This is a genomic window from Streptomyces sp. I05A-00742, assembly GCF_013055795.1.
In the GTDB taxonomy this organism is placed as follows: domain Bacteria; phylum Actinomycetota; class Actinomycetes; order Streptomycetales; family Streptomycetaceae; genus Streptomyces.
The window spans coordinates 78,819-103,464 of sequence record NZ_JABETO010000008.1 but is presented as its reverse complement, the minus strand read 5'-3'; the positions used below and the strand labels follow the sequence as shown (position 1 = coordinate 103,464).

Annotated in this window: 18 protein-coding genes and 1 pseudogene; 9 read left to right on the top strand and 10 right to left on the bottom strand. The window is 71.6% G+C overall.

What is annotated here, in order from left to right; genetic code table 11:
• Positions 1-83 precede the first annotated feature (83 nt).
• The 3 genes and pseudogenes from HN013_RS10590 to HN013_RS10575 all read left to right on the top strand — a co-directional run.
• Positions 84-1,139: pseudogene (locus HN013_RS10590) on the top strand (NADH:flavin oxidoreductase/NADH oxidase); the annotation flags it as partial.
• A gap of 261 nt (positions 1,140-1,400) precedes the next feature.
• A complete protein-coding gene (gene fabG, locus HN013_RS10580; protein ID WP_171165731.1) occupies positions 1,401-2,108 on the top strand; it encodes a 3-oxoacyl-ACP reductase FabG in 708 nt (235 codons plus the stop codon).
• A 117-nt stretch (positions 2,109-2,225) separates the two neighbouring features.
• Complete coding sequence (locus HN013_RS10575) at positions 2,226-3,341, top strand: molybdopterin-binding protein (RefSeq protein ID WP_171165526.1); 1,116 nt, start codon at positions 2,226-2,228, stop codon at positions 3,339-3,341.
• Positions 3,342-3,393: 52 nt separating this feature from the next.
• On the opposite strand, the gene HN013_RS10570 is transcribed toward HN013_RS10575, so the two are convergent.
• Positions 3,394-4,464 carry a methyltransferase gene (locus HN013_RS10570; RefSeq protein ID WP_171165524.1) on the bottom strand — a complete coding sequence of 357 codons (1,071 nt, stop codon included), beginning with the start codon at positions 4,462-4,464 and terminating at the stop codon, positions 3,394-3,396.
• A 318-nt stretch (positions 4,465-4,782) separates the two neighbouring features.
• On the opposite strand from HN013_RS10570, the gene lepB reads away from it, so the two are divergent.
• On the top strand, positions 4,783-5,667 hold the full coding sequence (lepB, locus tag HN013_RS10565; protein ID WP_171165522.1) for a signal peptidase I: 885 nt from the start codon (positions 4,783-4,785) through the stop codon (positions 5,665-5,667).
• Positions 5,668-5,853: 186 nt separating this feature from the next.
• On the opposite strand, the gene HN013_RS10560 is transcribed toward lepB, so the two are convergent.
• The 3 genes from HN013_RS10560 to HN013_RS10550 form a co-directional block, all read right to left on the bottom strand.
• Positions 5,854-7,581, bottom strand: coding sequence for an ABC transporter ATP-binding protein (locus HN013_RS10560; protein ID WP_249374919.1), 1,728 nt, complete (start codon positions 7,579-7,581; stop codon positions 5,854-5,856).
• Positions 7,582-7,986: 405 nt separating this feature from the next.
• Positions 7,987-9,699 carry a cytochrome c oxidase subunit I gene (gene ctaD, locus HN013_RS10555; RefSeq protein WP_212764211.1) on the bottom strand — a complete coding sequence of 571 codons (1,713 nt, stop codon included), beginning with the start codon at positions 9,697-9,699 and terminating at the stop codon, positions 7,987-7,989.
• 183 nt (positions 9,700-9,882) lie between these two features.
• Positions 9,883-10,533, bottom strand: a complete 651-nt coding sequence (locus HN013_RS10550; protein WP_171165518.1) for a vitamin K epoxide reductase family protein — start codon at positions 10,531-10,533, stop codon at positions 9,883-9,885.
• A gap of 246 nt (positions 10,534-10,779) precedes the next feature.
• Here HN013_RS10550 and HN013_RS10545 point away from each other — a divergent pair, with 246 nt between their 5' ends.
• Complete coding sequence (locus tag HN013_RS10545) at positions 10,780-12,474, top strand: GAF domain-containing protein (protein WP_171165516.1); 1,695 nt, start codon at positions 10,780-10,782, stop codon at positions 12,472-12,474.
• A gap of 82 nt (positions 12,475-12,556) precedes the next feature.
• Positions 12,557-12,895, top strand: coding sequence for an NIPSNAP family protein (locus tag HN013_RS10540; protein ID WP_171165514.1), 339 nt, complete (start codon positions 12,557-12,559; stop codon positions 12,893-12,895).
• Between the two features lie 144 nt (positions 12,896-13,039).
• Here the strand turns inward: HN013_RS10540 and HN013_RS10535 are convergent, their stop codons facing one another.
• Positions 13,040-14,287, bottom strand: a complete 1,248-nt coding sequence (locus HN013_RS10535) for an MFS transporter (protein WP_171165512.1) — start codon at positions 14,285-14,287, stop codon at positions 13,040-13,042.
• Between the two features lie 103 nt (positions 14,288-14,390).
• On the opposite strand from HN013_RS10535, the gene HN013_RS10530 reads away from it, so the two are divergent.
• Together HN013_RS10530 and HN013_RS10525 are read left to right on the top strand one after the other, a co-directional pair.
• Positions 14,391-14,843, top strand: a complete 453-nt coding sequence (locus HN013_RS10530; RefSeq protein WP_171165510.1) for a helix-turn-helix domain-containing protein — start codon at positions 14,391-14,393, stop codon at positions 14,841-14,843.
• 363 nt (positions 14,844-15,206) lie between these two features.
• Positions 15,207-16,238 carry an LLM class flavin-dependent oxidoreductase gene (locus tag HN013_RS10525; RefSeq protein ID WP_171165508.1) on the top strand — a complete coding sequence of 344 codons (1,032 nt, stop codon included), beginning with the start codon at positions 15,207-15,209 and terminating at the stop codon, positions 16,236-16,238.
• Positions 16,239-16,288: 50 nt separating this feature from the next.
• Here HN013_RS10525 and HN013_RS10520 read toward each other — a convergent pair whose 3' ends face one another.
• The 3 genes from HN013_RS10520 to HN013_RS10510 all read right to left on the bottom strand — a co-directional run bounded on the left by HN013_RS10520 (position 16,289) and on the right by HN013_RS10510 (position 19,686).
• Positions 16,289-16,618, bottom strand: a complete 330-nt coding sequence (locus HN013_RS10520; RefSeq protein WP_171165506.1) for a TfoX/Sxy family protein — start codon at positions 16,616-16,618, stop codon at positions 16,289-16,291.
• A 68-nt stretch (positions 16,619-16,686) separates the two neighbouring features.
• On the bottom strand, positions 16,687-17,247 hold the full coding sequence (locus HN013_RS10515) for a class I SAM-dependent methyltransferase (RefSeq protein WP_312018558.1): 561 nt from the start codon (positions 17,245-17,247) through the stop codon (positions 16,687-16,689).
• A 384-nt stretch (positions 17,248-17,631) separates the two neighbouring features.
• Complete coding sequence (locus tag HN013_RS10510; protein WP_171165504.1) at positions 17,632-19,686, bottom strand: ABC transporter ATP-binding protein; 2,055 nt, start codon at positions 19,684-19,686, stop codon at positions 17,632-17,634.
• 470 nt (positions 19,687-20,156) lie between these two features.
• On the opposite strand from HN013_RS10510, the gene HN013_RS10505 reads away from it, so the two are divergent.
• Positions 20,157-22,559, top strand: coding sequence for a phosphoketolase (locus HN013_RS10505; protein ID WP_249374917.1), 2,403 nt, complete (start codon positions 20,157-20,159; stop codon positions 22,557-22,559).
• Between the two features lie 96 nt (positions 22,560-22,655).
• Here HN013_RS10505 and HN013_RS10500 read toward each other — a convergent pair whose 3' ends face one another.
• On the bottom strand, positions 22,656-24,380 hold the full coding sequence (locus tag HN013_RS10500) for a hypothetical protein (protein ID WP_171165502.1): 1,725 nt from the start codon (positions 24,378-24,380) through the stop codon (positions 22,656-22,658).
• Positions 24,381-24,433: 53 nt separating this feature from the next.
• Entirely contained in the window at positions 24,434-24,631 is a 198-nt protein-coding gene (locus HN013_RS10495; protein WP_171165500.1) for a hypothetical protein, read from the bottom strand.
• Positions 24,632-24,646 lie beyond the last annotated feature (15 nt).

The following is a 24,646-nucleotide window of genomic DNA, read 5'->3' as shown; positions in this document are numbered from 1 at the left end:
TTCCGCCCCGACCGCCCCACCGGTCATCCCACTTCACTTCTTTCAAAGCTTTCTTCGAGTCTTCTTCCTTCCGGAGATCTTTCATGAGCATGCTCTTCTCGCCGCTGACCCTGCGCGGGCTGACGATCCCCAACCGCGCCTGGATGGCCCCGATGTGCCAGTACCAGGCCGACCCGGTCGGGCCGCAGAGGGGTGTCGTCAACGACTGGCACCTCGGTCACCTCTTCTCCCGAGCCGCGGGCGGCGCCGGCCTGATCCTGCTGGAGGCCACCGCGGTGGCCCCCGAGGGCCGCATCACCCCCGGCTGCCTGGGCCTGTGGAACGACACGCAGATGGAGGCGCTGAAGCGGGTCACCCGCTTCCTGGAGGACCACGACGTGGTCCCGGCGATCCAGCTCGCCCACTCCGGGCGCAAGGGCTCGTCCGCCGCGCCCTGGAAGGGCGGCGGCCCGGTCGGCGCCGAGGAGCACGGCTGGCCGACCGTCGGCCCCAGCGCCGTGGCCTACGGTGACTTCCCCGTCCCGCACGAGCTGACCGTCGACGAGGTCCAGGCGCTGGTACGGAAGTTCGCCGAGGCCGCCGAGCGCGCCCTGGAAGCCGGCTTCAAGGTCGCCGAGGTCCACGGCGCCCACGGCTTCCTCATCAACTCCTTCCTCTCGCCGCACAGCAACCACCGCACCGACGCCTACGGCGGCAGCTTCGAGCGCCGTGCGCGCTTCGCCCTCGAGGTCGTCGACGCCGTGCGCGCCGTGTGGCCCGACGAACTGCCCGTCTTCTTCCGCACCTCCGCCACCGACTGGCTGTCCGCCGAGAACCCGGACGACAACCGCCAGGGCTGGACCGGCGAGGACACCGTCCGCCTGGCCGAGGAGCTCACGGAGCACGGCGTGGACCTGCTCGACGTCTCCTCCGGCGGCATCGCCCCCGACGCCCGGATTGCCACAGGCCCCGGCTACCAGGTGCCCTACGCGGCCGCGGTGCGGGCGCAGACCAAGATGCCGGTCGGCGCCGTCGGCCTGATCACCGAGCCGCGGCAGGCCGAGGAGATCCTCGCCTCCGGACAGGCCGACGCCGTCCTGCTCGGCCGCGAGCTGCTGCGCGACCCGCACTGGCCGCACCGCNCCGCGGCAGGCCGAGGAGATCCTCGCCTCCGGACAGGCCGACGCCGTCCTGCTCGGCCGCGAGCTGCTGCGCGACCCGCACTGGCCGCACCGCGCGGCCAAGGAGCTCGTTGTCGCGGCCAACTGGCCCGACTCGTACGGCTACGCCGTCTGACCGACCCGTTCCCCCTCCGCCGGGGGCGCCACCGCGGCGCCCCCGGCCACGGGGCCGCCGCCCGTCCGCCACGGCCGCGCGGCGGCCCCGCCCCGCACCACCTCTCCACCGAAGGAACCATCGCTGTGAGCCGTTCCGTCCTGATCACCGGCGGCAACCGGGGCATCGGCCTCGCCATCGCCCGAGCGTTCGCGGCGGAGGGCGACCGCGTGGCCGTGACCTACCGCAGCAGCCCGCCGCCCGACGCCGACATCCTGTCCGTGCCCTGCGACGTCACCAGCACCGAGCAGGTCGACGCCGCCTTCGCGACGGTCGAGGCCGCCCACGGCCCCGTCGAGGTCCTGGTCGCCAACGCCGGTGTCACCCGTGACGGACTGCTGCTGCGCATGAGTGACGAGGACTTCACCTCGGTGCTCGACACCAATCTGACCGGTGCCTTCCGTGTCGCCCGCCGCGCGAGCAAGGCCATGCTCCGGGCCCGCGGCGGCCGTATGATCTTCGTCTCCTCGGTCGTCGGCAGCACCGGCGCCGCGGGACAGGTGAACTACGCCGCGTCCAAGGCGGGCCTCGTCGGCATGGCCCGCTCCATCGCCCGGGAGCTCGGCTCGCGCGGCATCACGGCCAACGTCGTCGCCCCGGGCCTCGTCACCACCGACATGACGTCCGTCCTCTCGGAGGACCGGCACGCCGAGATCCTGTCCCGCGTCCCGCTGGGCCGCGCCGCCACCCCCGAGGAGGTGGCCGGTACGGTCGTCCACCTGGCCGGTCCCGCGGCGGCCGCCGTCAACGGCGCGGTGCTCACCATTGACGGCGGGATGGCCACGGGCGCCTGACCCGTTCTTCCCGCCACCCGGGGCGGGCGCCGCGGTGACGGACCGCCGGCGCCCGCCCGCACCGCCCGGTGCGCCACCAGCCGCGCACCCGGACCCGATCCACCCGGAGGTACCTCCATGACCGCCCGTCCCGCACCGGCCCCGCCGGCCGGCCTCGCCTGCGTCGTCACCGTAGGAGACGAACTGCTCAACGGGGAGGTGACCGACACCAACGGCACGGAGGCCAGCCGCGTCCTGCTGCGGTACGCGGTCAGGACCCGCTCCCGGCACACCGTGCCGGACGACGAGCACGCCATCAGCGAGGCGATCACCCTCGCCCTGGGCCAGGCGCCGCTCGTCCTCGTGATCGGCGGACTCGGCCCCACCTCCGACGACGTCACCCGCTTCGCCGTCGCCAGGGCCCTCGACCGGGCGCTGGAGGAGCGCGCGGAGGCCTGGACCGCCATCCAGGAGCGGCTCGCCGACCTCGGCATCCACCTGCACCCCGACAACCGCCGCCAGGCGCAGTTCCCGCAGGGCAGCACGCTGTTGCCGAACCCCAACGGCACCGCGTGGGGCGCCGTGATCGCCGATGGCGACCGGCACGTCGTCCTCCTCCCCGGGCCGCCCAAGGAGTGCCTGCCCATGCTGGAGGCGGCGCTGACCGCCGTCGGACTGAGCCCCGCCGAGACGTCCCGCCTCCAGTGGCGGACCATGGGCCTGCCCGAACCCGAGGTCGCCTCCCGCGTGGACGCCGTGCTGGACGCCCTCGGCACCCGGTCCGTGACGGCCGGGTACTGCTGGCGCTATCCCTACGTCGACGTCACCATCGTCCTCCCGGCCGACGAGGAGACGCACGACCTGGAGGAGCGCGTCAGCCGGGCCCTGGAAGGACACGTGGTCAGCCGCGACGGCACCGGCGCCCTCGACCGGCTGTCCGGCGCCCTCGGCGGCCGCGGCATACGGCTCGACGACACGCTCTCCCACGGGCGGTTCGCCCAGTGGGCGGCCGGCCTGCCCGCCGCCGGCGACGCGGGATCCCCGCTCCACATCGCCGCCGGGGGGACCTGGCACACCGGTTCGCCGGACGACCACCGGGGCTTCGTCAGCATGACCTGCCGCGTCACCGCCGACGGCACGACGCGCACCCACAGCATGGAGGAGCCCAACCTCGGCCCCGAAGTGCTCGACGGCGCAGCACACTTCATCGCCTGGTCGGTGCTGCGCTCGCTCGACGCCGGTACGCCCGCCTGACGGGCCGCGGGGCGGGGCCCGTAGCACGGCCCCGCCCGTTCCCGGCCCTGCGTCAGACCGGCTCCGCCTCCACGATCGCGAACGTGCTCGGCTCCGGCAGGGCGGTGACGGCCGTCACCGAGAAGCCCGACCGCGCACAGAGCTCCTCGAAGTCCTCCGCCGTCCGCTCCCTGCCGCCCAGACCGACCATCATGGTGAGGTCGCTGAGGTAGTGGTGGGCACTCCCGCCGCCCGGGTCCGCGAGCGCCGGCAGCACCGGCTCGACGATCAGCAGCCGGCCGTCGGCGGGGACGACCCGGCGGATGCCGCCGAGGATGTCGGCGCACCGGTCGTCGTCCCAGTCGTGCAGGACGCTCTTCAGCAGGTACAGGTCCCCGCCGGCCGGGGCGGAGACGAAGAAGTCGCCGGTCTCCAGGGCACACCGGCCGCTCAGGCCCGCCCGCTCCATCCGGGCCGCGGCCTGGGCGAGTCCTTCCGGGGAGTCGTAGAGGATCCCGCGGGGCGAGGGGTGCCGGGCGAGGATGCCCGCCAGCAGTGTGCCGTCGCCGCCTCCCACGTCCACCACGGTGCCGTACCGGCCGAAGTCGTAGTGGAGCGCCAGCACGTCGGCGGTCGCCCGGGTGGCCTGGCTCATGGCCCGGTTGAAGTCGGCCGACAGCTCGGGGTGCTCCCTGAGGTGGGTGAAGTAGTCGTGCCCGACGAGCGCGTCGAAGGCGGGACGACCGGTCCGCAGGCTGTCCTCCAGGTGCTCCCAGGCGTCGACCATGGCGGGGAAGGTGAAGAACCGGATCATGGAGGCCATCCCCTCCGGGTGGTCCGAACGGAGCAGCGCCCCGGCCGGGGTGAGCCGGAACACGCCCGGCCGGACCTCGGTGAGCAGTTCGAGCGCGGTCAGGGCCCGGAGCATCCGCACGGTGGGCTCCGGCCGCGTACCGCACCGGGCCGCCACCTCCTCGGCCTTGCCCTCCCCGTCGCCCAGCTGATCGGCCAGGCCCAGCCGGATCGTGGTCTCCAGCAGACAGGACATCGTCCGGCCCCACATCAGGCGGAGGAGGACCGTCTGCGGGGGCGGGCCGGTCCGTAACTCCCTCTCCGATGCTTCCGCGTTCCGTTCCGACGCCATCCCCGGCTCCCTTCGCGCACCGCCGGCGGCTGCCACCGGAGGCGACCGTACGACGGGGTGGTTCGATGCGCGCATGGCCGCATCGGTGCAGTTAGGCAACCCTAAGTGGGCTTGGCGGTCCGGGCAATGGGGCCGACGGATCTTCACCGGGCGCGCCCCCGCGGCCGGATCCAGACCGCCGCGCCGCGAGCGACCGCCGTGCGGAACGGCCGTACCCGCTCTTCGCATAGGGTGGCTCCGCCGGAACCTCCCGCTCGGCGGGGGCACCGGGGCCCGCACCGCGGACGGAGCGGGCGGTGGTCGAAGTGAGGAGTGGATGTGGGGGACGTGGCGGTGGGCGCGCGGTCGGAGCAGGACGGGCCCGGAGAGGAGCCCGTGGAGACGGCCGGGGCGAAGAAGCGCGGGAAGGCGAAGCAGCAGCGTCCCTTCTGGAAGGAGCTGCCCCTTCTCATCGTGGTCGCGCTGGTGCTGGCCCTCCTGATCAAGACGTTCCTGGTGCAGGCGTTCTCCATCCCCTCGGACTCCATGCAGAACACCCTCCAGCGGGGCGACCGGGTGCTGGTCGACAAGCTGACCCCCTGGTTCGGCTCGGAGCCGGAGCGCGGCGAGGTCATCGTCTTCCACGATCCGGGCACCTGGCTGAAGGACGAGCCGACGCCGGAGCCCAACATGGTGCAGAAGGCGCTCAGCTGGATCGGGCTGATGCCCTCCGCCAATGAGAAGGACCTGATCAAGCGCGTCGTGGGCGTCGCCGGTGACACCGTGGAGTGCAAGGGGACCGGCCCGCTGAAGGTCAACGGCAAGCCGCTCGACGAGAAGTCGTACGTCTTCGAGGGCAACACCCCGTGCAGCGCGGGCCCCGAGGGGCAGTTCAAGGTCACGGTCCCCGAGGGCCGGCTCTGGGTCATGGGCGACCACCGGCAGAACTCGGCCGACTCCCGCTACCACCAGGACGAGCCGGGCAAGGGCTTCGTGCCCGTCGACAACGTGGTGGGCCGCGCGATCGTCGTGGCCTGGCCCATCGACCGCTGGAACACGCTGCCCGTGCCCGACACGTTCGACCAGAAGGGCATCGGCAAGGCGGCCGCCGCCGCTCCCGCCGCGGTGGGCTTCGCCGGTGCCGTTCCGCTGGTCCTGCTGCGCCGGCGCCTGCCGGCCCGCCGGACGGAGCGGTCGCGCCCGGCGGACACACGGCAGGCGTGACAGGACCGTCCCCCGTGCGACCGGCGAACCGGCCGCACGGTTGACTCCCCTCGGATGCCGTCGAGCACCACGGCCCCGTCGCCCGGATCGCCCGGGAGGCGGGGCCCTGGCGTTTCCCGCACTGCCGGCCGCCCGTGGGCCCGGACCTGTCGGCAGCGCGGATTCCCGTATCGGGCGGCCTTCGTGTCAGCGGTCCTGGGACAGTGCGTAGAGCTCCTGGAAGAGCCCGCCCGCGGTCACGAGCCGGTCGAACGTCCCGTCCTCGATGACGTGGCCGTGCTCCATGACGACGATGCGGTCGGCGATGCGGGTGTTGTCGAGGCGGTGGGTGACGACGATCGTGATGCGGTCCTTGGCCATGTCCTTGAGCGCCTGGAAGATCATGTGCTCGCCCCGGGCGTCGAGTTCACTGGTGGGCTCGTCGAGGATGAGCACCGGGGGTCTGCGGTACAGGGCCCGGGCGCAGGCGACGCGCTGCCACTGGCCGCCCGAGAGGTTCACGCCGCCCCACAGCTCGCGGGCGAGGAGCATGTCGAGTCCGTCGGGGAACTCCTCGATCGTCGGGCGCAGTCCGACCAGGTCGACGGTCTCCCACACCCGCTCGTCGTCCCAGGTCAGGGGCTGGCCCAGGGTGATGTTCTCGCGCGCGGTGAGGGGCCAGTAGGCGAAGAACTGCGGCACGAGCCCGGTGCGGGACCACACGGTGTCGGGATCGGCGGTCGCGAGGTCCACCCCGTCCCAGGACACCGTTCCTTTGTCGGCGGTGAAGAGGCCGGTCACCAGCCGCATCAGGGTGGACTTCCCGGACCCGTTCTCGCCGACCACCGCGACGAGTTCACCGCGGCGCAGTGTCAGGCTGAGCCCGTCGACGGCCGGGCGGGTCTTGTTGGGGTAGGCGTACGAGACCTGGTCGAAGCGGATCGTCTCCGGGCAGGCAGGGGCCGCGGTCCGGCCGCGGTCGGGGGCCAGCGCGCGGGTGTTGTCCACGAAGCGCTTCCAGTCGCCGAGGTACAGCGTGGAGTGGAACAGACTGGTGCAGTAGTGGACGACGTTGTTCAGGTTGCCCAGCGCGGCGCGCACGGCGACGACGGCCGTGGCGGAAACGGCGAACGAGACCCGGCCGGTTACGGTGAGCCACACCAGGGTGCCCCAGGCAAGGGTCAGACAGGCGCCGCCGGCGCCCGCGGCCAGGAGGTTGGCGCGCAGCCCGAGTCCCGCGGCGGCGACGATGCGGTCGTCGATGCGGTGGGAGACCGTGCGGTACCAGAACATCAGGTACTGCTTCATGCTGTTGGCCCGCACCTCGTCGGCCAGCCGCGGGGTGGTGACGTGCCAGCGCATCATCCCCTTGACGTTCCTGCTGGAGACATTGGAGTAGTGCGTGCGGTGCTCGATCTTGGCCTCGGCGACGGCCCCGGCCCCGGACGGCACGACGGCCAGCACCAGGACGGGCAGCATCAGGGGGTGCAGGATCGTGAGGACCCCGAAGGCGGCGACGAGGCGGATCAGGGCGGACATGAACGCCTGCGCGTCGTACAGCATCCGGTCACAGCGCACCGCTCCGGTCTCGGCGGCCTCGTGCTCGTCGGAGAAGTCGGCCCGGTTGAGCGCGGCCAGTTCCACCGAGATGACCGCTTCGACCAGGGCGACGTCGGCGGCCGTCATCAGCCGGGGTTTGAGGCGGGCCACCGCCCAGGACGCCACTCCGTGGGTGACGCGCGCGATCCCCGCGGCCACCGCCACGACGGCGAGGGCCGGGAGGGCCTCGCGGATGCGGTCGGGCACCAGCCCGCCGCCGAGCACCGGGGCCATGGCCCCGGCGGTCGCCGCGAGGCCGACGGCCGCGGCCGTGCCGGAGAGCAGCTGACAGCCCAGCAGGACCAGGACGTCGCGGCGGTCGATCTCCCAGGCCATCCGGGCGATCTGGGCCAGCAGGGCGGGGATCCGGGCACACAGTTGGAGGAAGGACGCGCTCTCGAACGCGTCCCGTACTCCGACGTTCCTGCATCGGGCTTCCTTCGGTTCGGGCAGCGGCGGACGGGTCGGGCCCGGCGGTCGCTCAAGCCCGCGCTCGGTCGTCACGGTGGTTCTCCCTCCACTCGTTCGGGTGGCGTTCACGGTCACGCCGTGACCAACTGCGCCAAACGGGGGAAGGACACGGCGGCGCGCGAAACCGGGCAAGCGCCATTAAGTGCCTCAACACGCTGTTATGGGCGGACCGTTGATGATGTCGGTCATTCCGCCGGATAACTCACACGATCGGGTGAGGGACCGATTGCGGCCGCCCCGCGGGACGCGAGGCGGCCGGCGCTCCCACCGCTACGTCGCCGACGTACCCACGGGCCGGGGCTCCGCGACCGCCCGCGCGTCACGCGCGTCACCGGATTCGAGGCCCGGACGGTGGAGGTCGAGGGCCGGGGACTCGGAGCGGATCCGGGGCAGGGAGGGGAAGTTGTGGCGCGGCGGCGGGCAGGAGGTCGCCCACTCCAGGGAGCGGCCCCAGCCCCAGGGGTCGTCGACCGCCACGCGCTCGCCGTACTTGGCGGTCTTCCAGACGTTGTAGAAGAACGGGAGGAACGAGAGCCCCAGCAGGAACGAGCCGATCGTCGAGAGCGTGTTCAGCGCCGTCCAGCCGTCGGCCGCCAGGTAGTCGGCGTACCGGCGCGGCATGCCCTCGGCACCCAGCCAGTGCTGGACGAGGAACGTCAGGTGGAAGCCCGCCGTGAGCACCCAGAAGGTGACCTTGCCGAGCCGCTCGTCCAGCATCCTGCCCGTGAACTTCGGCCACCAGAAGTGGAATCCGGCGAACATCGCGTAGACGACCGTGCCGAAGAGCGTGTAATGGAAGTGGGCGACGACGAAGTACGAGTCCGAGACGTGGAAGTCCAGCGGCGGGGCGGCCAGGATGACGCCGGTCAGACCACCGAACACGAAGGTCATCAGGAAGCCCGTCGCCCAGAGCATCGGGGTCTCGAAGGACAGCGAGCCCTTCCACATGGTGCCGATCCAGTTGAAGAACTTCACACCGGTCGGCACCGCGATCAGGAAGGTCATGAAGGAGAAGAACGGCAGCAGCACACCGCCCGTCACGTACATGTGGTGCGCCCACACCGTCACCGACAGGCCGGCGATCGAGATCGTCGCCGCGATCAGGCCCCAGTAGCCGAACATCGGCTTGCGGGAGAAGACCGGGATGATCTCCGAGACGATGCCGAAGAACGGCAGCGCCAGGACGTACACCTCGGGGTGGCCGAAGAACCAGAAGAGGTGCTGCCACAGCAGCGTGCCGCCGTTGGCCGGGTCGAAGATGTGCGAGCCGAACTTGCGGTCCATCTCCAGCGCGAACAGCGCGGCGGCCAGCACCGGGAAGACCAGCAGGATGAGCAGGGCGGTCAGCAGGACGTTCCAGGTGAAGATCGGCATCCGGAACATCGTCATGCCGGGCGCCCGCATGCAGATGATGGTGGTGATGAAGTTGACGGCGCCCAGGATGCTGCCGAAGCCGGACAGCGCCACGCCCATGATCCACAGGTCGGCGCCGACGCCGGGGGAGTGGCTCGCGTCCGACAGGGGCGTATAGGCGAACCAGCCGAAGTCGGCGGCGCCCTGGGGGGTGAGGAAGCCCGCGGCGGCGATCAGCGAGCCGAAGAGGAACAGCCAGAACGAGAGCATGTTCAGGCGGGGGAACGCCACGTCGGGCGCACCGATCTGGATCGGCATGATCCAGTTCGCGAAGCCCGTGAACAGCGGCATCGCGAAGAGCAGCAGCATGATCGAGCCATGCATCGTGAACGCCTGGTTGAACTGCTCGTTCGACATGATCTGCGAGCCGGGGCGGGCGAGTTCGGCCCGCATGAGCAGCGCCAGCACCCCGCCGACGATGAAGAAGACGAAGGCGGAGACGAGATACAGGGTCCCGATCCGTTTGTGGTCGGTGGTCGTCAGCCACTCCACCGGCGAGCTCCTCGGCCGGGGACCGCCGGAGGCCTCCCCGGTGGGGTGCTCCGTCCGGGGTTCCGCACTGCTCCGCATCCCGATGCCGTCCACAGGCACACCTACTCCGCATCTGCTGAAGTTCTCCGCGGACCGGAGGAGGCGCGCCGTGGGGGCCACGGGCCCGTCCGGCCACGTTCATGATCAGCGCCGGGGAGGGGCCTGAGCAGGGGCCGGGCGGGGCCCGGCGGAGGGCCGAACGGCCCTCTCAGGGAACGCGGTTCACCAGGGGGCCCAGAACCGGTCCACGGCGAGCAGCGCGATCACTCCGTACCAGGCGGCCGGGACGACCCAGTGGAACTCCAGCACCCCCAGGCGCAGTGCGCGCGGCGCCGGCAGGAAGCGGTGCTTGATGTTGTGCACGGTGGAGTACCAGAAGATGGCGATGGTCACGACCCAGGCCAGACAGCACCACAGGCACAGCGCGCCGATCGAGTAGAGCGCCTGGGACATCAGCCACATGCAGAACACGGCACCGCACAGCGCCCCCAGGTTGAGGCCCAGCCAGAACCAGCGCCGGAAGCGGGCACCGGTCAGCAGCACCACGCCGAGTGCCACGACGACGGCGTAGGCGACCAGCCCGATCAGCGGATTGGGGAAGCCGAACGCCGACGCCTGCTCGCTCCGCATCACGCTCGTGCACGAGACCACGGCGTCGACGTTGCACGGCGGCCGGTACCCCGGGTTCTCCGCCAGCCGGATCTTGTCCACGGTGATCTCGAAGGAGGCCAGCAGCCCCAGCACCCCGGCGACGATCAGCAGCCAGGCCAGTGGGCGCCCGGCCCCGACCGCCGCGCCGGGCTCCGGTTGTCCGTTCCGGTCGCTCCCGCGGACGCCGTCGCCGGCGGACCGGTCGAGCACGGTGTCGGTCATCGCTCTCTTCCTCATTTCGCTGGTCCGCCGTCTCGCCGTGGCACACACCGCCGTACCGCCCGGGCAGGGCGGAACCGGCCCGCCGCCGCGCCACTCGGCGACGGGCCAGGATTCCGATTCAACAGGGCGCCGCCGTCCCTCGGCAGGGGCCGGTCGGCCCCACCTCCGGGCGCGGGGATACGGTGTTCCCGGGCCGGACCGGGGGTGAACGGCGGGGCGCAGGGGTCAGGAGAGGCGAGGAGAGGCGTGGCGGACACGGGGTCGGGGGCGGTACGGCTGCCGCAGCTCAGACTGGACGAACTGCTGGACGAAGTCCAGGCCCGGCTCGAAGCGGCCCGCGGAACCCGCGACCGCGTGCACAACCTGCTGGAGGCGGTGCTCTCGGTCGGCCGGGGCCTGGAGCTGGAGCAGGTGCTGCGCGGCATCATCGAGGCGGCGGTCGTCCTCGTCGACGCGCGGTACGGGGCGCTGGGCGTGATCGGGCCGGACGGGCGGACGCTGTCGCAGTTCCTCACCGTCGGGCTGACCGCCGAGGAGATCGAGGCCATCGGCCCGTACCCGAGCGGCCACGGCATCCTGGGCGAGCTGATCCGCCGTCCGGAGCCCCTGCGGCTGCCGAAGATCTGCGAACACGCCGCCTCCTACGGCTTCCCGCCGGGCCACCCGCCGATGAACACCTTCCTCGGGGTGCCCATCCGGGTCCGCGACCACGTCTTCGGCAACCTCTACCTGACCGAGAAGCGCGGGGGAGCGGACTTCGAGGACGAGGACGAGGAAGTGCTCGCCACCCTCGCCGTCGCCGCCGGGGTCGCCATCGAGAACGCCCGCCTCTACGAGGAGTCCACACGGCGCGAGCGCTGGCTCCGCGCCGGCGCGGAGGTGACGACCGCCCTCATGTCCGACCGGCCCCGCGCCGAAGTCACCGCCCGCATCGCCGAACTGGCCCGGGAGATCACCGGGGCCGCCCTCGTGGTCTTCTCCCTGCCGGAGGCGGCCGGGGGCGGCGCCCTGACCGTCGGGGCGGCCACCGGGGCGGGAGCCGACGGGCTGCGGGACCTGGTGCTGCAGCCGGAGGGCACGTTGAGCGGCACCGCGTTCACCGGCGCCCGCCCGGTCCGGGAGCCCGTCGCCGACGAGGCCCCGGCCGGACTGGGACCCGCCCTGGCCGTCCCGGTCACCTCCGGGGAGGCCGTCCACGGCGTGCTGCTGCTGGTACGGGCGGCGGGCGCGGCGGAGTTCACCGAGCGGGAGACCGAGCCGCTGCTGGCCTTCGCCGGCCAGACCGGACTGGCCATGGAACTGGCCGAACGGCGCACCGACGCCGCCCAGTTGGCCCTCCTGGAGGACCGCGACCGGATCGCCCGCGACCTGCACGACCTCGCCATCCAGCGGCTCTTCGCCACCGGGATGACCCTCCAGAGCGCCGACCGCTTTATCGACCACCCGGAGGCCGCCGAACGCGTCCGCCGCGCGGTCGGCGACCTCGACGAGACCATCAAGATCATCCGGTCCACCATCTTCGGCCTGCGCTCCCGCGAGACCGCCCCCCAGCACGGCCTGCGCACCCGCGTCGTCCGCGCCGTCGCCGAGGCCGGCCCGGCACTCGGCTTCGCACCGAGCCTGCGCATGGAGGGACTGCTGGATACCCAAGTGCCCCGCGAGGCCGCCGACGACGCCGTCGCCGTCCTTGCCGAGGCCCTGGCCAACGTCGCCCGGCACGCGGGTGCCGGAGCGGTGGACGTCGCCGTCGTCAACGAGGGCCGCGAACTGGTCCTCACCGTCGCCGACGACGGCGTCGGCATCCCGGACGACGGCGGCCGGCGGAGCGGCCTGCGCAACCTCGCCGAACGGGCGGAGCGCCACGGCGGCACCCTCGCGCTGTCCGCACCGGCGGGCGGCGGCACGCTGCTGGAGTGGCGGATCCGGCTGGACGGGCGGTGAGAGCCCCGGCGTTGTGGTTCTCCTGGCGCTCTCGGAAGATAACCGCTTTCGGGCCCGAAGGGCCGTGCAGCATGATGCCGACGTGATCACTATTCATTTGAAGTACGAGATCGACGCCGACAAGCTCGCGGACTTCGAGGAGTACGGGCGCCGCTGGGTCGAGCTCGTCAACCGCTTCGGCGGCACGCACCACGGCTACTTCCTGCCGAGCGAGGGCGACAGCGACATCGCCTACGCCCTCTTCTCCTTCCCCGGCCTCGCCGCCTACGAGCAGTACCGCACGGACAGCATGTCCGACCCGGACTGCCGGGCCGCCTTCGAACTGGCCCGCACCACTCGCTGCATCAAGCGGTACGAGCGGCGCTTCCTGCGGCCGCTCGACGTCGAACCGGGGGGTGATGCGGCGGTGACGTCCTCGTAGCGATCGTCACCCCGGGCAGTGCTCGGCCTGCTGAACGAGGCCGGGCACTGCGGCCCCGGCACGGCCGATGAGTGCGGCGATCCTCCCCCGACAGTCGGCGGAATCGCTCAAGCCTCGCTGCGGGAGGTCGCCTTGGTGGCGGGATCAGGGGCACTGTGCCGAAGTGAACGCCCACAGCGCGAGCCCGAGGCAGCTGAACGCGGCCCCCAGTGCGCATACGGCGCCCCAGCCGGCCACCGTGTAGAGGGAGGTCGCGGCGATGGCGCCGATGGCGCTGCCGATCGAGTAGAAGACCATGTATCCGCCGATCAGCCGGCTGCCCGCGTCCGGGTGCAGTGCGTAGATCAGGGTCTGGTTGGTGACGTGGACCGCCTGCACGGCGAGGTCGAGAAGGACCACCCCGACGGCCAGGGCCCAGAACGAGCCGCGGGTGAACGCCAGGGGCACCCATGAGGCGGCCAGCAGTGCCAGGGCGATGCCGGTGGTCCGCCGGGAGTGACCGCGGTCGTTCAGGCGGCCCGCCACGGTCGCGGCCAGGGCGCCGGCGACACCGATCAGCCCCAGCGCCCCGATCGCGCTGTGGGACAGGAAGTACGGTGCCTCGCTGAGCGGCAGCGCGACGCTGCTCCACAGGGTGCTGAAGGAGGCGAAGATCAGCAGACCGAACAGGGACCGGAGCCGCAGCAGCCGTTCCCGCGCGAACAGGGTGAGCGTGGAGCGCAGGAGCTGCCCGTAGCGCAGGAGCTGCCCGTAGCGCAGGGCGGCCGGGGGAGCGTCACTGTGGCGCGGCAGCACTCGGTACAGGACCAGGGCGAGCAGAGCGGTGAGCGACGCCGAGGCGAGGTAGACGGAGCGCCAGCCGGCGAGATCGGCCATGAGGCCGGACGCGGTCCGGGCGAGCAGGATTCCGACGACCACGCCGCTCGTGACCAGACCGACGACCCGGCCGCGCCCCGCGGGAGGGGCCAGCGACGCCGCGAAGGCCACCAGCGTCTGTGTGACGACCGCGAGAAGCCCCGTCGCGGCCATGCCCGCGAGCAGGACCGCCGCCGTGCGCGCGGCGGCCACCACGACCAGCGCCACCACCAGGAGCAGCAACTGGGCCACGACGAGCCGTCTGCGGTCGGCCACATCGCCCAGCGGCACGAGGAAGAAGAGCCCCAGCCCGTATCCGACGTGCGTGAGGGTGACCACGCTGCCGACCAGCGCCGGGCTCATGGCGAGGTCATGGCCCATGGTCACCAGCAGCGGCTGCGAGAAGTAGACATTGGCCACCGCGGCCCCGCAGGCGACGGCGAACAGCATGACGACGCCGCGGGACAGGACGAACGCGGAGCCTTCCCCGACTCGGCCCTCGGTCCGTTGTGACACAGCCTCACTGTTGCCGGGCATCAGCACTCCTCCGCATGTCTGGTTTCAACTTGCTACCGATGATGCTCGGCGACGGTAGTTGGTTTGGTAGCATGTTGCAACCATTGTGAGAGTGAGGGACGCCATGGTGACCAGGACGCGCTTCGACGACAGCAAATGTCCCGTCGCCCGGTCGGTGGACGCGATCGGCGACTGGTGGTCCCTGTTGATCGTGCGGGACGCCTTCGACGGAAGCCGGCGCTTCGGCGAGTTCCAGCGCAGCCTCGGCGTCGCGAAGAACATCCTCACCGCGCGGCTGCGCACCCTGGTCGCCGGCGGCGTCCTCGAATCCGTCCCCGCCTCGGACGGCAGCGCCTACCGCGAGTACGTGCTGACCCCGAAGGGCGAGGCGCTCTTCCCCGTCATCGTGGCACTGCGGCAGTGGGGCGAACAGCACTTCTTCGCACCCGGCGAACCCCACTCGGAGTTGGTCGACCGCCGGCAGGGGCATCGCCTCCGCGCACTGGAAGTGCTGTCCGCGGACGGGCGACGGCTGAACCCCGACGACACCACCGTCCACAAGATCTCCACCCGGTGATCCGAGCCGGAGTCCCGGTGCCGCACGCCGCTCTGCCGGTGAGGCGGTGAGGCGGTGGGGAGGGGCAGCCGCTGTGGTCCCGCCCCCGGCCCCTGTCGTCGAGGACATCCCGGGCGTGGACATCCGCATCGGCTGAGCCCGCTCCGGCTCCGGACCACCGAAGCCGGCCGCGCGGCCAGGGCCGCCTCGTGAGCGATACCGCGTGACCAAGGGCACCATGGATTCAGCACCACCACAGCCCGCGACAGCGTCAAGAGCCGAGCGCGGCCGGTCAGGGCCCGGACAGCGGAACCCGGAGCCCCCGAGCCACCGCTCACCCTCACATCCCACCGGCGACACCGGCGGAGGAACCGTATGGCAGGCATGCCCGCATTCGCGGTGAACCGGTTCGACTTCACCTCGCCCCCGGCCTTCGCCGACGACGTTCGGCGGGCCGAACGCCTCGGCTGGGACTACGCGTTCATCCCCTCGACCCCGCTCATGCTGCGCGACCCCTACGTGAACCTGGCCTTCGCAGCCGAACGCACCACCCGTATCGGGCTGGGACCGCTGATCGAGAACCCGGTGATGCGACACCCGGCGGTGATCGCCTCGTCCATCGCCACCGTCGCCGGACTGGCCCCCGGCCGGACCATGCTCACCTACGGGGTCGGTGACACCGCCGTCCGCCTGATGGGCGAGCGTCCAGCCACCGTGACCCGTCTGGCCGAAGCCGTCACCACCACCCGGCAGCTGCTGGCCGGGGAGGACGTCGAGGTGCCCGCCACGACACGGCGGGCCCGGCTGACCCATGCCGCTCCGGTCCCCGTCTGGGTCGCGGCAGGCGGCCCGCGCACACTCCACATGGCCGGCCGGACGGCCGACGGCGTGTTCATCCGCGTCGGACGTCACCCGGCCAACCTGCGGGCGGCCATCGACGCGGTACGGGCCGGAGCCACCGCGGCCGGCCGTGACCCGGACCGGATCCGCATCGGTGCCGTCTTCCACACCGTCCTCGACGACGACCGCGAAACCGCTGCGCTGATCAGCCGCTCCATGGCGGCCGGATACTACGAGTACTCACCCCAGCTGTTCGGCCCGCCCGGGTTCGAGTGGAACGGCCCGCCCATCGAAGAACTCAGAGCGAAGGTCTGGCCCGACTTCCACCACGCACCCGATCTTCGCGCCTCCGGCGAGGTGGTCTCCTTCCTGCCGGACCAGGTCGCCGACGCCTTCTCCCTGCACGGAACCCCCACCGAGGTCGCCGACCAGCTGACCCGGGTACTCGACACCCGCCTGCCCATCTCACTGATCGTCGCTCATCCGATGCCGGCCCCGCTCCCGGGCAGCCGTTCACCCTTCATCGAACGCTTCGCGACAGAGGTCATCCCTCGCCTGCGCCGGCGAAACGGCTGACAGCCCACGGTCCACAGAGATCCGCAGGAATGAAGCCGCCGGGTCAGGGATCACTTGGGCGGCAGCCCGGCCGTGGCCTCCCAGGCCGCCCGCAGCCATGCGTCCAGGACCTCGTCGTCGAGGACTTCGCCCGCCACGTACACCCAGCCGTTCAACGTCCGGTCGCGGAACTCGTGGGGCCGCGCGCCGGGCCGGGCCAGGGCGTCGCTCATGTCGTCGGGATCGACGCGCACGAACAGGTCGTCCCCGGCCACCCCGGCCGCCGTGTTCCCCCGGTCCAGGAAACAGACCGCGCCGAACATCTCCTTCTCCGCGGCATCCAGGTCCGCGTGCTCCAGGCGCTGACGGACCCGGTCCGCCAGCACCTCGTCGTATGCCATCGGGTCAGCCCTCCGAACTGCCGGAAGAACCACTGCTGCTTGGTCAGAACACTGCTCGGTAGCATGCCTTACGGCCGCAGGGCGTAGCAGCGCATGATGTCGAGGTCCGTCATGTGAACCTTCGACCACCCTCCGGTCAGCAGGATTTCGTCGTCGGCGGTGATGCCGATCCCGGCCCGGTCCTCGCGCAGGCGGTCGGCCAGGGGAGAGACGACCCAGAACAGACCGTCGTCGGAGAGCAGGTGGCGTACGCGTCGGAGGAAGGACGGCTTGTCGGCGATGAACGCGTACACCAGGCGTGCCGTGATCAGGGCGAACGGCTGCTCGGGCGCGGGCAGTGGTTCCGGGCCTTCGATGTCCGCCTCCCGGAACGTGACTCCGGTGGCGCCGGTTTCCGCGGCGAGGCCGACGGCGGCAGGGGCGCAGTCGATGCCGATGGTGGTGTAGCCGAGCCGGGCCAGGTGGTGGGCGAGGGAGCCGTCGCCGCTGCCGATGTCCAGTGCGGCGCGGCCTTCACCGGCCCCGGCGTGTTGCTCCAGGGCGGTTGTCTCGGTCTCGTCCAAGGGCCGGTACCGGGCTCCGTCCGTCCACAACTGGTCCCAGTACGTAGCCGGGTCTTCGATCACCACGTAGCGATTCCCTTCGTCTCTCTTCGTCCGGCGGGTGGGAGTCGGCAGGAGCTGGGAGGTCGGGTCGCGGTGCGACTGTCGCGGAACAACGATTCTTTCCGGCCCGCGCCGGTCAGGGCCGCTTTCCGGACAGGCTCGGTACGACCATCATGCGGTGGTAGTGGCCCGTGAGGGGGTGGCTCGCCCATCGGGAGGCCGTCGGCCTCTCCCCAGGCGTGGGCGCGGAAGGGCCGCAAGGCAACGCCTGAGCACCTGGGGAGCGCCGGGCCGTACGGCCCGCGTGGTCACCGGACGCGGCGCATCCGGTGACCACGCGGGAACACAGGGATTCCGGACCGCGGCTTCAGCGCGAAGAAGCGCGGGTCCGTGCGGCCCGCCCGACACTCACCGCACCCGGCTCCCCTCCGCCGCGTCGGCCGGTGTGCGCGCACCGGGCAGCGTGACCTCGTGGTACTGGGCGCGCTGCATCTCGTACAGCTCGCGGAAGACGCCCGCCGGCGGACGGTGCAGGAGTTCCTCGAAGGTGCCGGACTCGCGGAGCTCGCCCTTGTCCAGGACGTGGATGAGGTCGGCGTGCCGGACGGAGGCGAGGCGGTGGGTGATCAGGACGACGGTCTGCCCGCTGTCGGCCAGTTTGCGGATCTGGTCGAAGACCTCCAGTTCCGCCTTCGCGTCCAGGGCGGAGGTCGGCTCGTCGACGATCAGGATGCCGGCGTCGCGGTAGCGGGCGCGGGCGATGCCCAGGCGCTGCCACTGCCCGCCGGAGATCTGGTGCCCGCCCTTGTACCCCTTCGACAGCAGGGTGTCCCAGCCGCGCGGCAGTTCCTCCACCATGGTGTCGGCCCCGGCGTAGGCGGCGGCCTCCTCCACCGCCGCCCGGTCGACCGGGCGGTCGGTGCGGCCGACGGCGATGTTCATGCGGCAGGTGAACGGCCAGCGGTGGAAGTCCTGGCTGACCATGCCGATCCGCGCCCACAGCTGGGTGCGGTCCAGGGTGCGGGCGTCGACGCCGTCCCACCGGACGGCGCCGGTGTCCGGCTGGTACAGCCCGGCCAGCAGCTTGGAGACGGTCGTCTTGCCCGAGCCGTTCTCCCCGACCAGCGCCACGATCTTGCCGACCGGGATGTCGAGTGTCACCCCCTTCAACGCCGGGCGTTTCTCGGTGCCTTGCTGTGCATCGTGCGCGTCGATCCCATCGGCCGCGTCGCTCTCATCGGCGGGGTAGTGGAAGGTGACGTTCTCGAAGCGGATCAGCGACACCTCGTCCGGCACCGCGGCGCCGCCCACCGGGATGGTGTGCTTCTTCGCCTCGACGAAGAGCCGTTCGAGGTCGGCCACGTAGTTGGACTCCTCGTACAGGTTGTTGACCTGCAGGACGAGAGTGGTCAGGCTCTGGCCACCGCTGCGGATGGCCAGGACGGCGGTGCCCGCGATGGACAGCGACATCACCCCCGTGGCCAGCAGCGCGCCGAGACAGGCGTAGGTCAGGGCCGCGGCGAGCCCGGTGAGGGCGGAGGCGACGAGCCGGACCCGGGCCCGGCTCGCGGCCAGCCGGGACTGCTCGGCCTCGGACGCCTCCGACATGCCCCGGAAGTGGCGCAGCAGGAACGGGCCGACGTCGTGGACGCGGATCTCCGGAGCGGGACCGGTACGCATCAGCGTCTGCGCCAGCAGCCGCCCCGCGCGTGCGTGCTGCATCCACCGCAGGTAACTCGCGTACCTCGCACGCGCGTTGCGCAGCGAGGCCCATGAGCGCGGCACGGTCATCAGGATCAGCAGCGGCAGCAGCACCGGGTGCAGGACGGTGAGGACGCCCGCGGCCGCGACGAAGCTCACCAGCGAGCCGACGACGCCGGTGCAGACGTTGACCATGCGACGGGCCGCACCGGCACCGTACTGGGCGGAATCCATCAGCCGGTTGAAGCCGGCGTCCTCGATGGCGGCCAGCTCGACCTTGGCGACGTGCGTGAGGTACATCTCCGTGGCGACCCGCTCCACCTTCGGCTCCAGCCGGCCGGTGCCCGCCGTGGACGCGGCGGTGGCGAGCGCGCCGATCACGCCGGTGACCGCGACGCCGATCATGGCGGGGATCGCGGCCTGGACCCGGTGTCCGATCGCGCTCCCGGAGAGCACGGTGGCCAGCACGCTGTTGACGGCGATCAGACCGACGGCCTGACTGATACCGCGGACCAGCTCTCCGGCCCCGACGGTCCACAGGGCGCGGTGATCGGCGCGCCAGGCCAGACGCACGGTGAACGCGACCAGCCGGGGCAGTTGCAGCGCCATCTCCCACAGCGACATCTCGAAGAACGCGTTGTGGTGGTCGGCCCACCGCGCGGCGTACAGCAGACGCCCGCCGAACAGCAGCCGCTCCGACTCCGAGCCCCCCTCCTCCGTTCCCGGTCCGCTGTCCCCGCGTTTCTTCGTGCTCCCCTTCACACCAGCTCCCCATGTGGTTGTACGGGCAGGATCGACATCACGTGTTCGATTTCCGGGCGCCTCCTGGTGGTGTCGCTGTGACCGTCGTGGCGGTGATGCGTCTGCACTCCCTTTTGACCTCCCTGTCGGAACAAGCGATCGGGAAACGGGGCTCGAACGAGGTACGTCACGGCGCCGCGCGGGCGATTCGTCGGTCGTCAGTACGGGCGGAGGTCAATAGGTCAGCAGCCCCAAGCGGTGGGGCGCCGGGATTGCTTGTGCGATTCATCCCTGTGGGTTTCGTTCACCCGTTCCGGGGGTTGCGTTGCGGCCGGAAACGATCAACGCGGCCGTTCGGGGAACCGGACGAAGCGATCAGGCCGGCCGGCCTTCGCGAATGCGGGTGGCCGATACCACCCCGCGGCGAACACTCGTGCGTTTCGTCCGGGCTCCCGTGGCGCCCGCCCCCGGAAGGTGGAACGGTGGGAACCATGCCGGACCTCACCGACGGGGAACTGACCGCGGAACCGACCGACCGGGAGCCCAGCGCCGGGGAACTGTCCGCCCTGGACGCCCACTGGCGCGCCGCCAACTACCTGGCGGCCGGACAGATCTACCTGATGGACAACCCACTGCTGACCGAACCGCTGCGTCCCCGGCACATCAAGCCGCGCCTGCTCGGGCACTGGGGTACCTCGCCCGGCCTGAACCTCGTCCACACCCACCTCAACCGGGTGATCAAGCAGCGGGGGCTCGACGCCCTGTGCGTATGGGGGCCCGGCCACGGCGGCCCCGCCGTGCTCGCCAACTCCTGGCTGGAGGGCAGCTACACGGAGACGTATCCGGACGTCACCCGGGACGCGGCCGGGATGGCACGGCTCTTCCGGCAGTTCTCGTTCCCCGGCGGCGTGCCCAGCCACGTCGCCCCGGAGACGCCGGGCTCGATCCATGAGGGCGGGGAGCTCGGATACTCCCTCGCGCACGCCTACGGGGCCGCCCTGGACCGCCCGGACCTTCTGGTGGCGTGCGTCATCGGCGACGGCGAGGCGGAGACCGGCCCGCTGGCGGCCTCCTGGCACTCGAACAAGTTCCTCGATCCGGTCCGCGACGGCGCCGTACTGCCGATCCTGCACCTCAACGGGTACAAGATCGCCAACCCCACGGTCCTGGCCCGCCTCCCCGAACACGAGCTCGACCGGCTGCTGCACGGCTACGGCCACCACGTCCTGCACGTCGCGGGCGACGACCCGGAACAGGTGCACCGGGACATGGCCGCCGCCCTGGACACCGCCCTCGACCACATCGCCGCCATCCGGCGCACCGCCCGCGACGAGGGCATCACCGACCGGCCCTCGTGGCCCGTCATCGTGCTGCGCACGCCCAAGGGGTGGACGGGCCCGCGCGAGGTCGACGGCCTCCCGGTCGAAGGCACCTGGCGCTCCCACCAGGTGCCGCTGTCCGGCGTCCGCGACAACCCCGGACACCTCAGGCAGTTGGAGGAGTGGCTGCGCTCGTACCGTCCGGAGGAGCTGTTCGACGCGGACGGCCTGCCCACGCCCGAGGTACTGGCCTGCGTGCCCGAGGGCGCCCGGCGGCTCGGCGCCACCCCGTACGCCAACGGCGGGCTGCTGCTGCATGCCCTGCCGCTGCCGCCGCTGGAGCGCCACGCCGTCGCCGTCGACCGGCCGGGCGCCGGGCGGCACGAGCCCACCGAAGTCCTCGGCGGCCTGCTCGCGGACGTCATGACCGCCACCGAGGAGCGACGCGACTTCCGCGTCGTGGGCCCGGACGAGACCGCCTCCAACCGGCTCCAGGCCGTCTACGGGGCCACCGGCAAGGCATGGCAGGCCGAGACCCTGGAGACCGACGAACTCCTCGACCGGCACGGGCGCGTCATGGAGATCCTCTCCGAGCACACCTGCCAAGGCTGGCTGGAGGGCTACCTCCTCACCGGCCGGCACGGGCTGTTCTCCTGCTACGAGGCGTTCGTGCACATCGTCGACTCGATGGTCAACCAGCACATCAAATGGCTGAAGATCTCCCGCACCCTGCCCTGGCGCCGGCCCATCGCCTCCCTCAACTACCTCCTCACCTCCCACGTCTGGCGCCAGGACCACAACGGCTTCTCCCACCAGGACCCCGGCTTCGTCGACCACGTCCTCAACAAGAGCCCCGAGGTCGTCCGGGTCTACCTGCCACCCGACACCAACACCCTGCTGTCCGTCGCCGACCACGTCCTGCGCAGCCGGGACTACGTCAACGTCGTCGTCGCCGGCAAACAGCCCTGCTTCGACTGGCTGACCCTGGACCAGGCCCGCGCCCACTGCGCCCGCGGCGCCGGCATCTGGGAGTGGGCCGGCACCGAGGACGCGCGGCGCGAGCCCGACGCCGTCCTGGCCTGTGCCGGGGACGTGCCGACCCAGGAGGCCCTGGCCGCCGCCTCGCTGCTCCGCAGGCACCTGCCCGACCTGGCCGTACGCTTCGTCAACGTCGTGGACATCGCCCGGCTGATGCCGCACGGCGAGCACCCGCACGGCATGCCGGACCACGAGTTCGACGCCCTGTTCACCCGCGACCGGCCCGTCGTCTTCGCCTACCACGGCTACCCGTGGCTGATCCACCGCCTCGCCTACCGGCGGCCCGTCCACCCGAATCTGCACGTCCGCGGCTACAAGGAGACGGGCACCACGACCACGCCCTTCGACATGGTCGTCCGCAACGACCTCGACCGCTACCGGCTCGTGATGGACGTCATCGACCGCGTCCCCGGCCTGGCCGTCCGCGCGGCGGGGGTGCGGCAGGCGATGGCCGACGTCCGGACGCGCCACCACGCGTGGATCCGGGAGCACGGGACGGACCTGCCGGAGGTCGAGGGATGGAGCTGGGACGGCTGAGGGGAGTGCGGTCCGTCGTGAGAACGGTCTGCCTGAGGACGGTCTGTCCTGAGAGCGGTCCGTCCTGAGAATCGCGATCGGCCCCCGCCTCCGAGGCTAGGGGGCGATGGTGAGCCCGCTGGTGACCGCGGCGTGCCCGAAGAAGACGAGGGACATCATCTCGTGGGCGCTGTCGGGTTTCAGCGTGGGCTTGAGTGCGGCGTCGGGTCCGGTTTCCGGGCCGAGGACGAACTCGTCCGGGATGGACACGGCATGGACCACGGAGCCCTTGTCGCTCATGCTCACCGCACGAAGGCCGCCGCTCCTGTGGACCTGAGGCTGCAGGCGGAGGCGCTTCACCAGGTCGGCCCATGCCCCCACACGGCGGGGCGTCGGCAGGTTCCAGCCGCCGGTGAACCTGCTCTTGTAGATCCGCAGCCGCCGGTCGCCGAGCTGGACCCACGAGGCCGCCGCATCGGCGTAGTCGAGGAACTGTGGAGTGAACCCGTCGATCGCCCACTGCTCCTTCCAGGCGCGGTCGAACTCGACCACGTCGTTCGCGGAGCCGTCGGGACGGGGCGGCGCCCACCAGTGCGGGGCGTCGAAGAGGGAATCCGGGAGGCTGCCCGTCAGGCCACCGGCCTTGGTGAGGTCGTGGAGCTGTTTCACACTTGAGCTGAACGCGCTGACGACGATGCGTCCGACGGCAGGCGAGGGCCGGTGCACGGCGGCCTCGGCGCCGCGGGGGACGTCCCGCGGAATCCAGAGACAGAGCTCCTTGAGGAGTCGCATCAGGGTCGCCGGGGCCACGAAGGGCTCGAAGTGGTTGGACGGTGCGACGGGCACGACGATGACCGCCGACCGGTGCGCGGCGGCGAGCTGGTAGGCGAGGAAGCGCCCCTCCAGCACTTGCGTGATCGGGATCTCGATGAACCGCTGTGTCGCGATGGCACTCCCGTTGCCCATGGTGGCCAAGATGCCGTAGGGGTACGGCGGCCGGAAGGGCGGATGGACCTGGGGGTAGTGCCGCTTGTTGTTGGTGACGGAGGGGTGCAGCCAGACGACGAAGTCGAGCTTCTCCGCCTTGGGGTCGTGGAGCCGGTGGGGCACCCACACGCCCACGGCGAATCGCGTGCCGCCGGCATCGTCGCCCACATCGCCGTACTCGACGAGATAGAACCGCCCTTCCCGCTGCGGGTCGACGGCTGCCTTGCTGGTCGCGAACCGGCGCCACCCCTCGGCGGCCGGCGCGTCGGAGAACAGCTCCGGCCGCGCGACGAGGAACTCGGAGATCGCCGGCTGGCGTACTTGCTGGAGGCGGTAGGCGGTGCGGTCCCGGTTCACCAGCGCCGTTCGGAAGTCCGGGTCGAGCGGCACGAAGTCCGGCTGTGTCAGGGGCAGATGACGCGCCTTCCGGGGGGCGTCCGTCTCCCTGAACTTCTCCAACGCGGGCTGGTGCACGGCCGCCCGCCGGAACAGTTCCGCCTCCGGGATGTGGCTGACCGGCACCGGTCGAATGCGGCCGAGGGTCGCCAGGACCTCGACGTCGTGTCCGGTGGTGCGGACGCGACGGGTGGCGTTGAGCCAGCGCCAGACGGTCTCCCCGGGACTCCGTACCAGAGCCATGTGCAGCGGCGCGTAGCGGAGATGACGCAGCTCGCAGACGATGCTCTGGGCATCGCTCGGCGCGAGGAAGGTGTGGGTCGCGCCGGAGAGGACGATCTGCGGGCTGTGCTGCACCTGGCCGCCCGAGGAGATGTGCAGGGTCAGCCGCGCGCCGTCGACGGGCACACCGCTGGCGTTGCCGACGTTCACGGTGACGCGCCATTCCACTGGAGGCATCGGCTACGCCTCGGGGCCGTACCGTCCGGCGCGGGCAGGGCAGTACACCGCGGTCAGCCCGCCGGCTCGGCGGAAGCGGCTTCTTTCCTGATCGTCACGACGGCCTCGGCGCGGACGCTGAATACTTTCTGGCCGTCGGTGGTGGTGAAGTCGACGAAGTCGCCGTGGACGGTGTAGCTGTCCGCCCGCAGTCTGCGTTCCTTCATGGGCGGGTCCTTCAGAGCCGTGTATTCGACGGTGTAGACATTCACGTCCGAGCCTCCTCC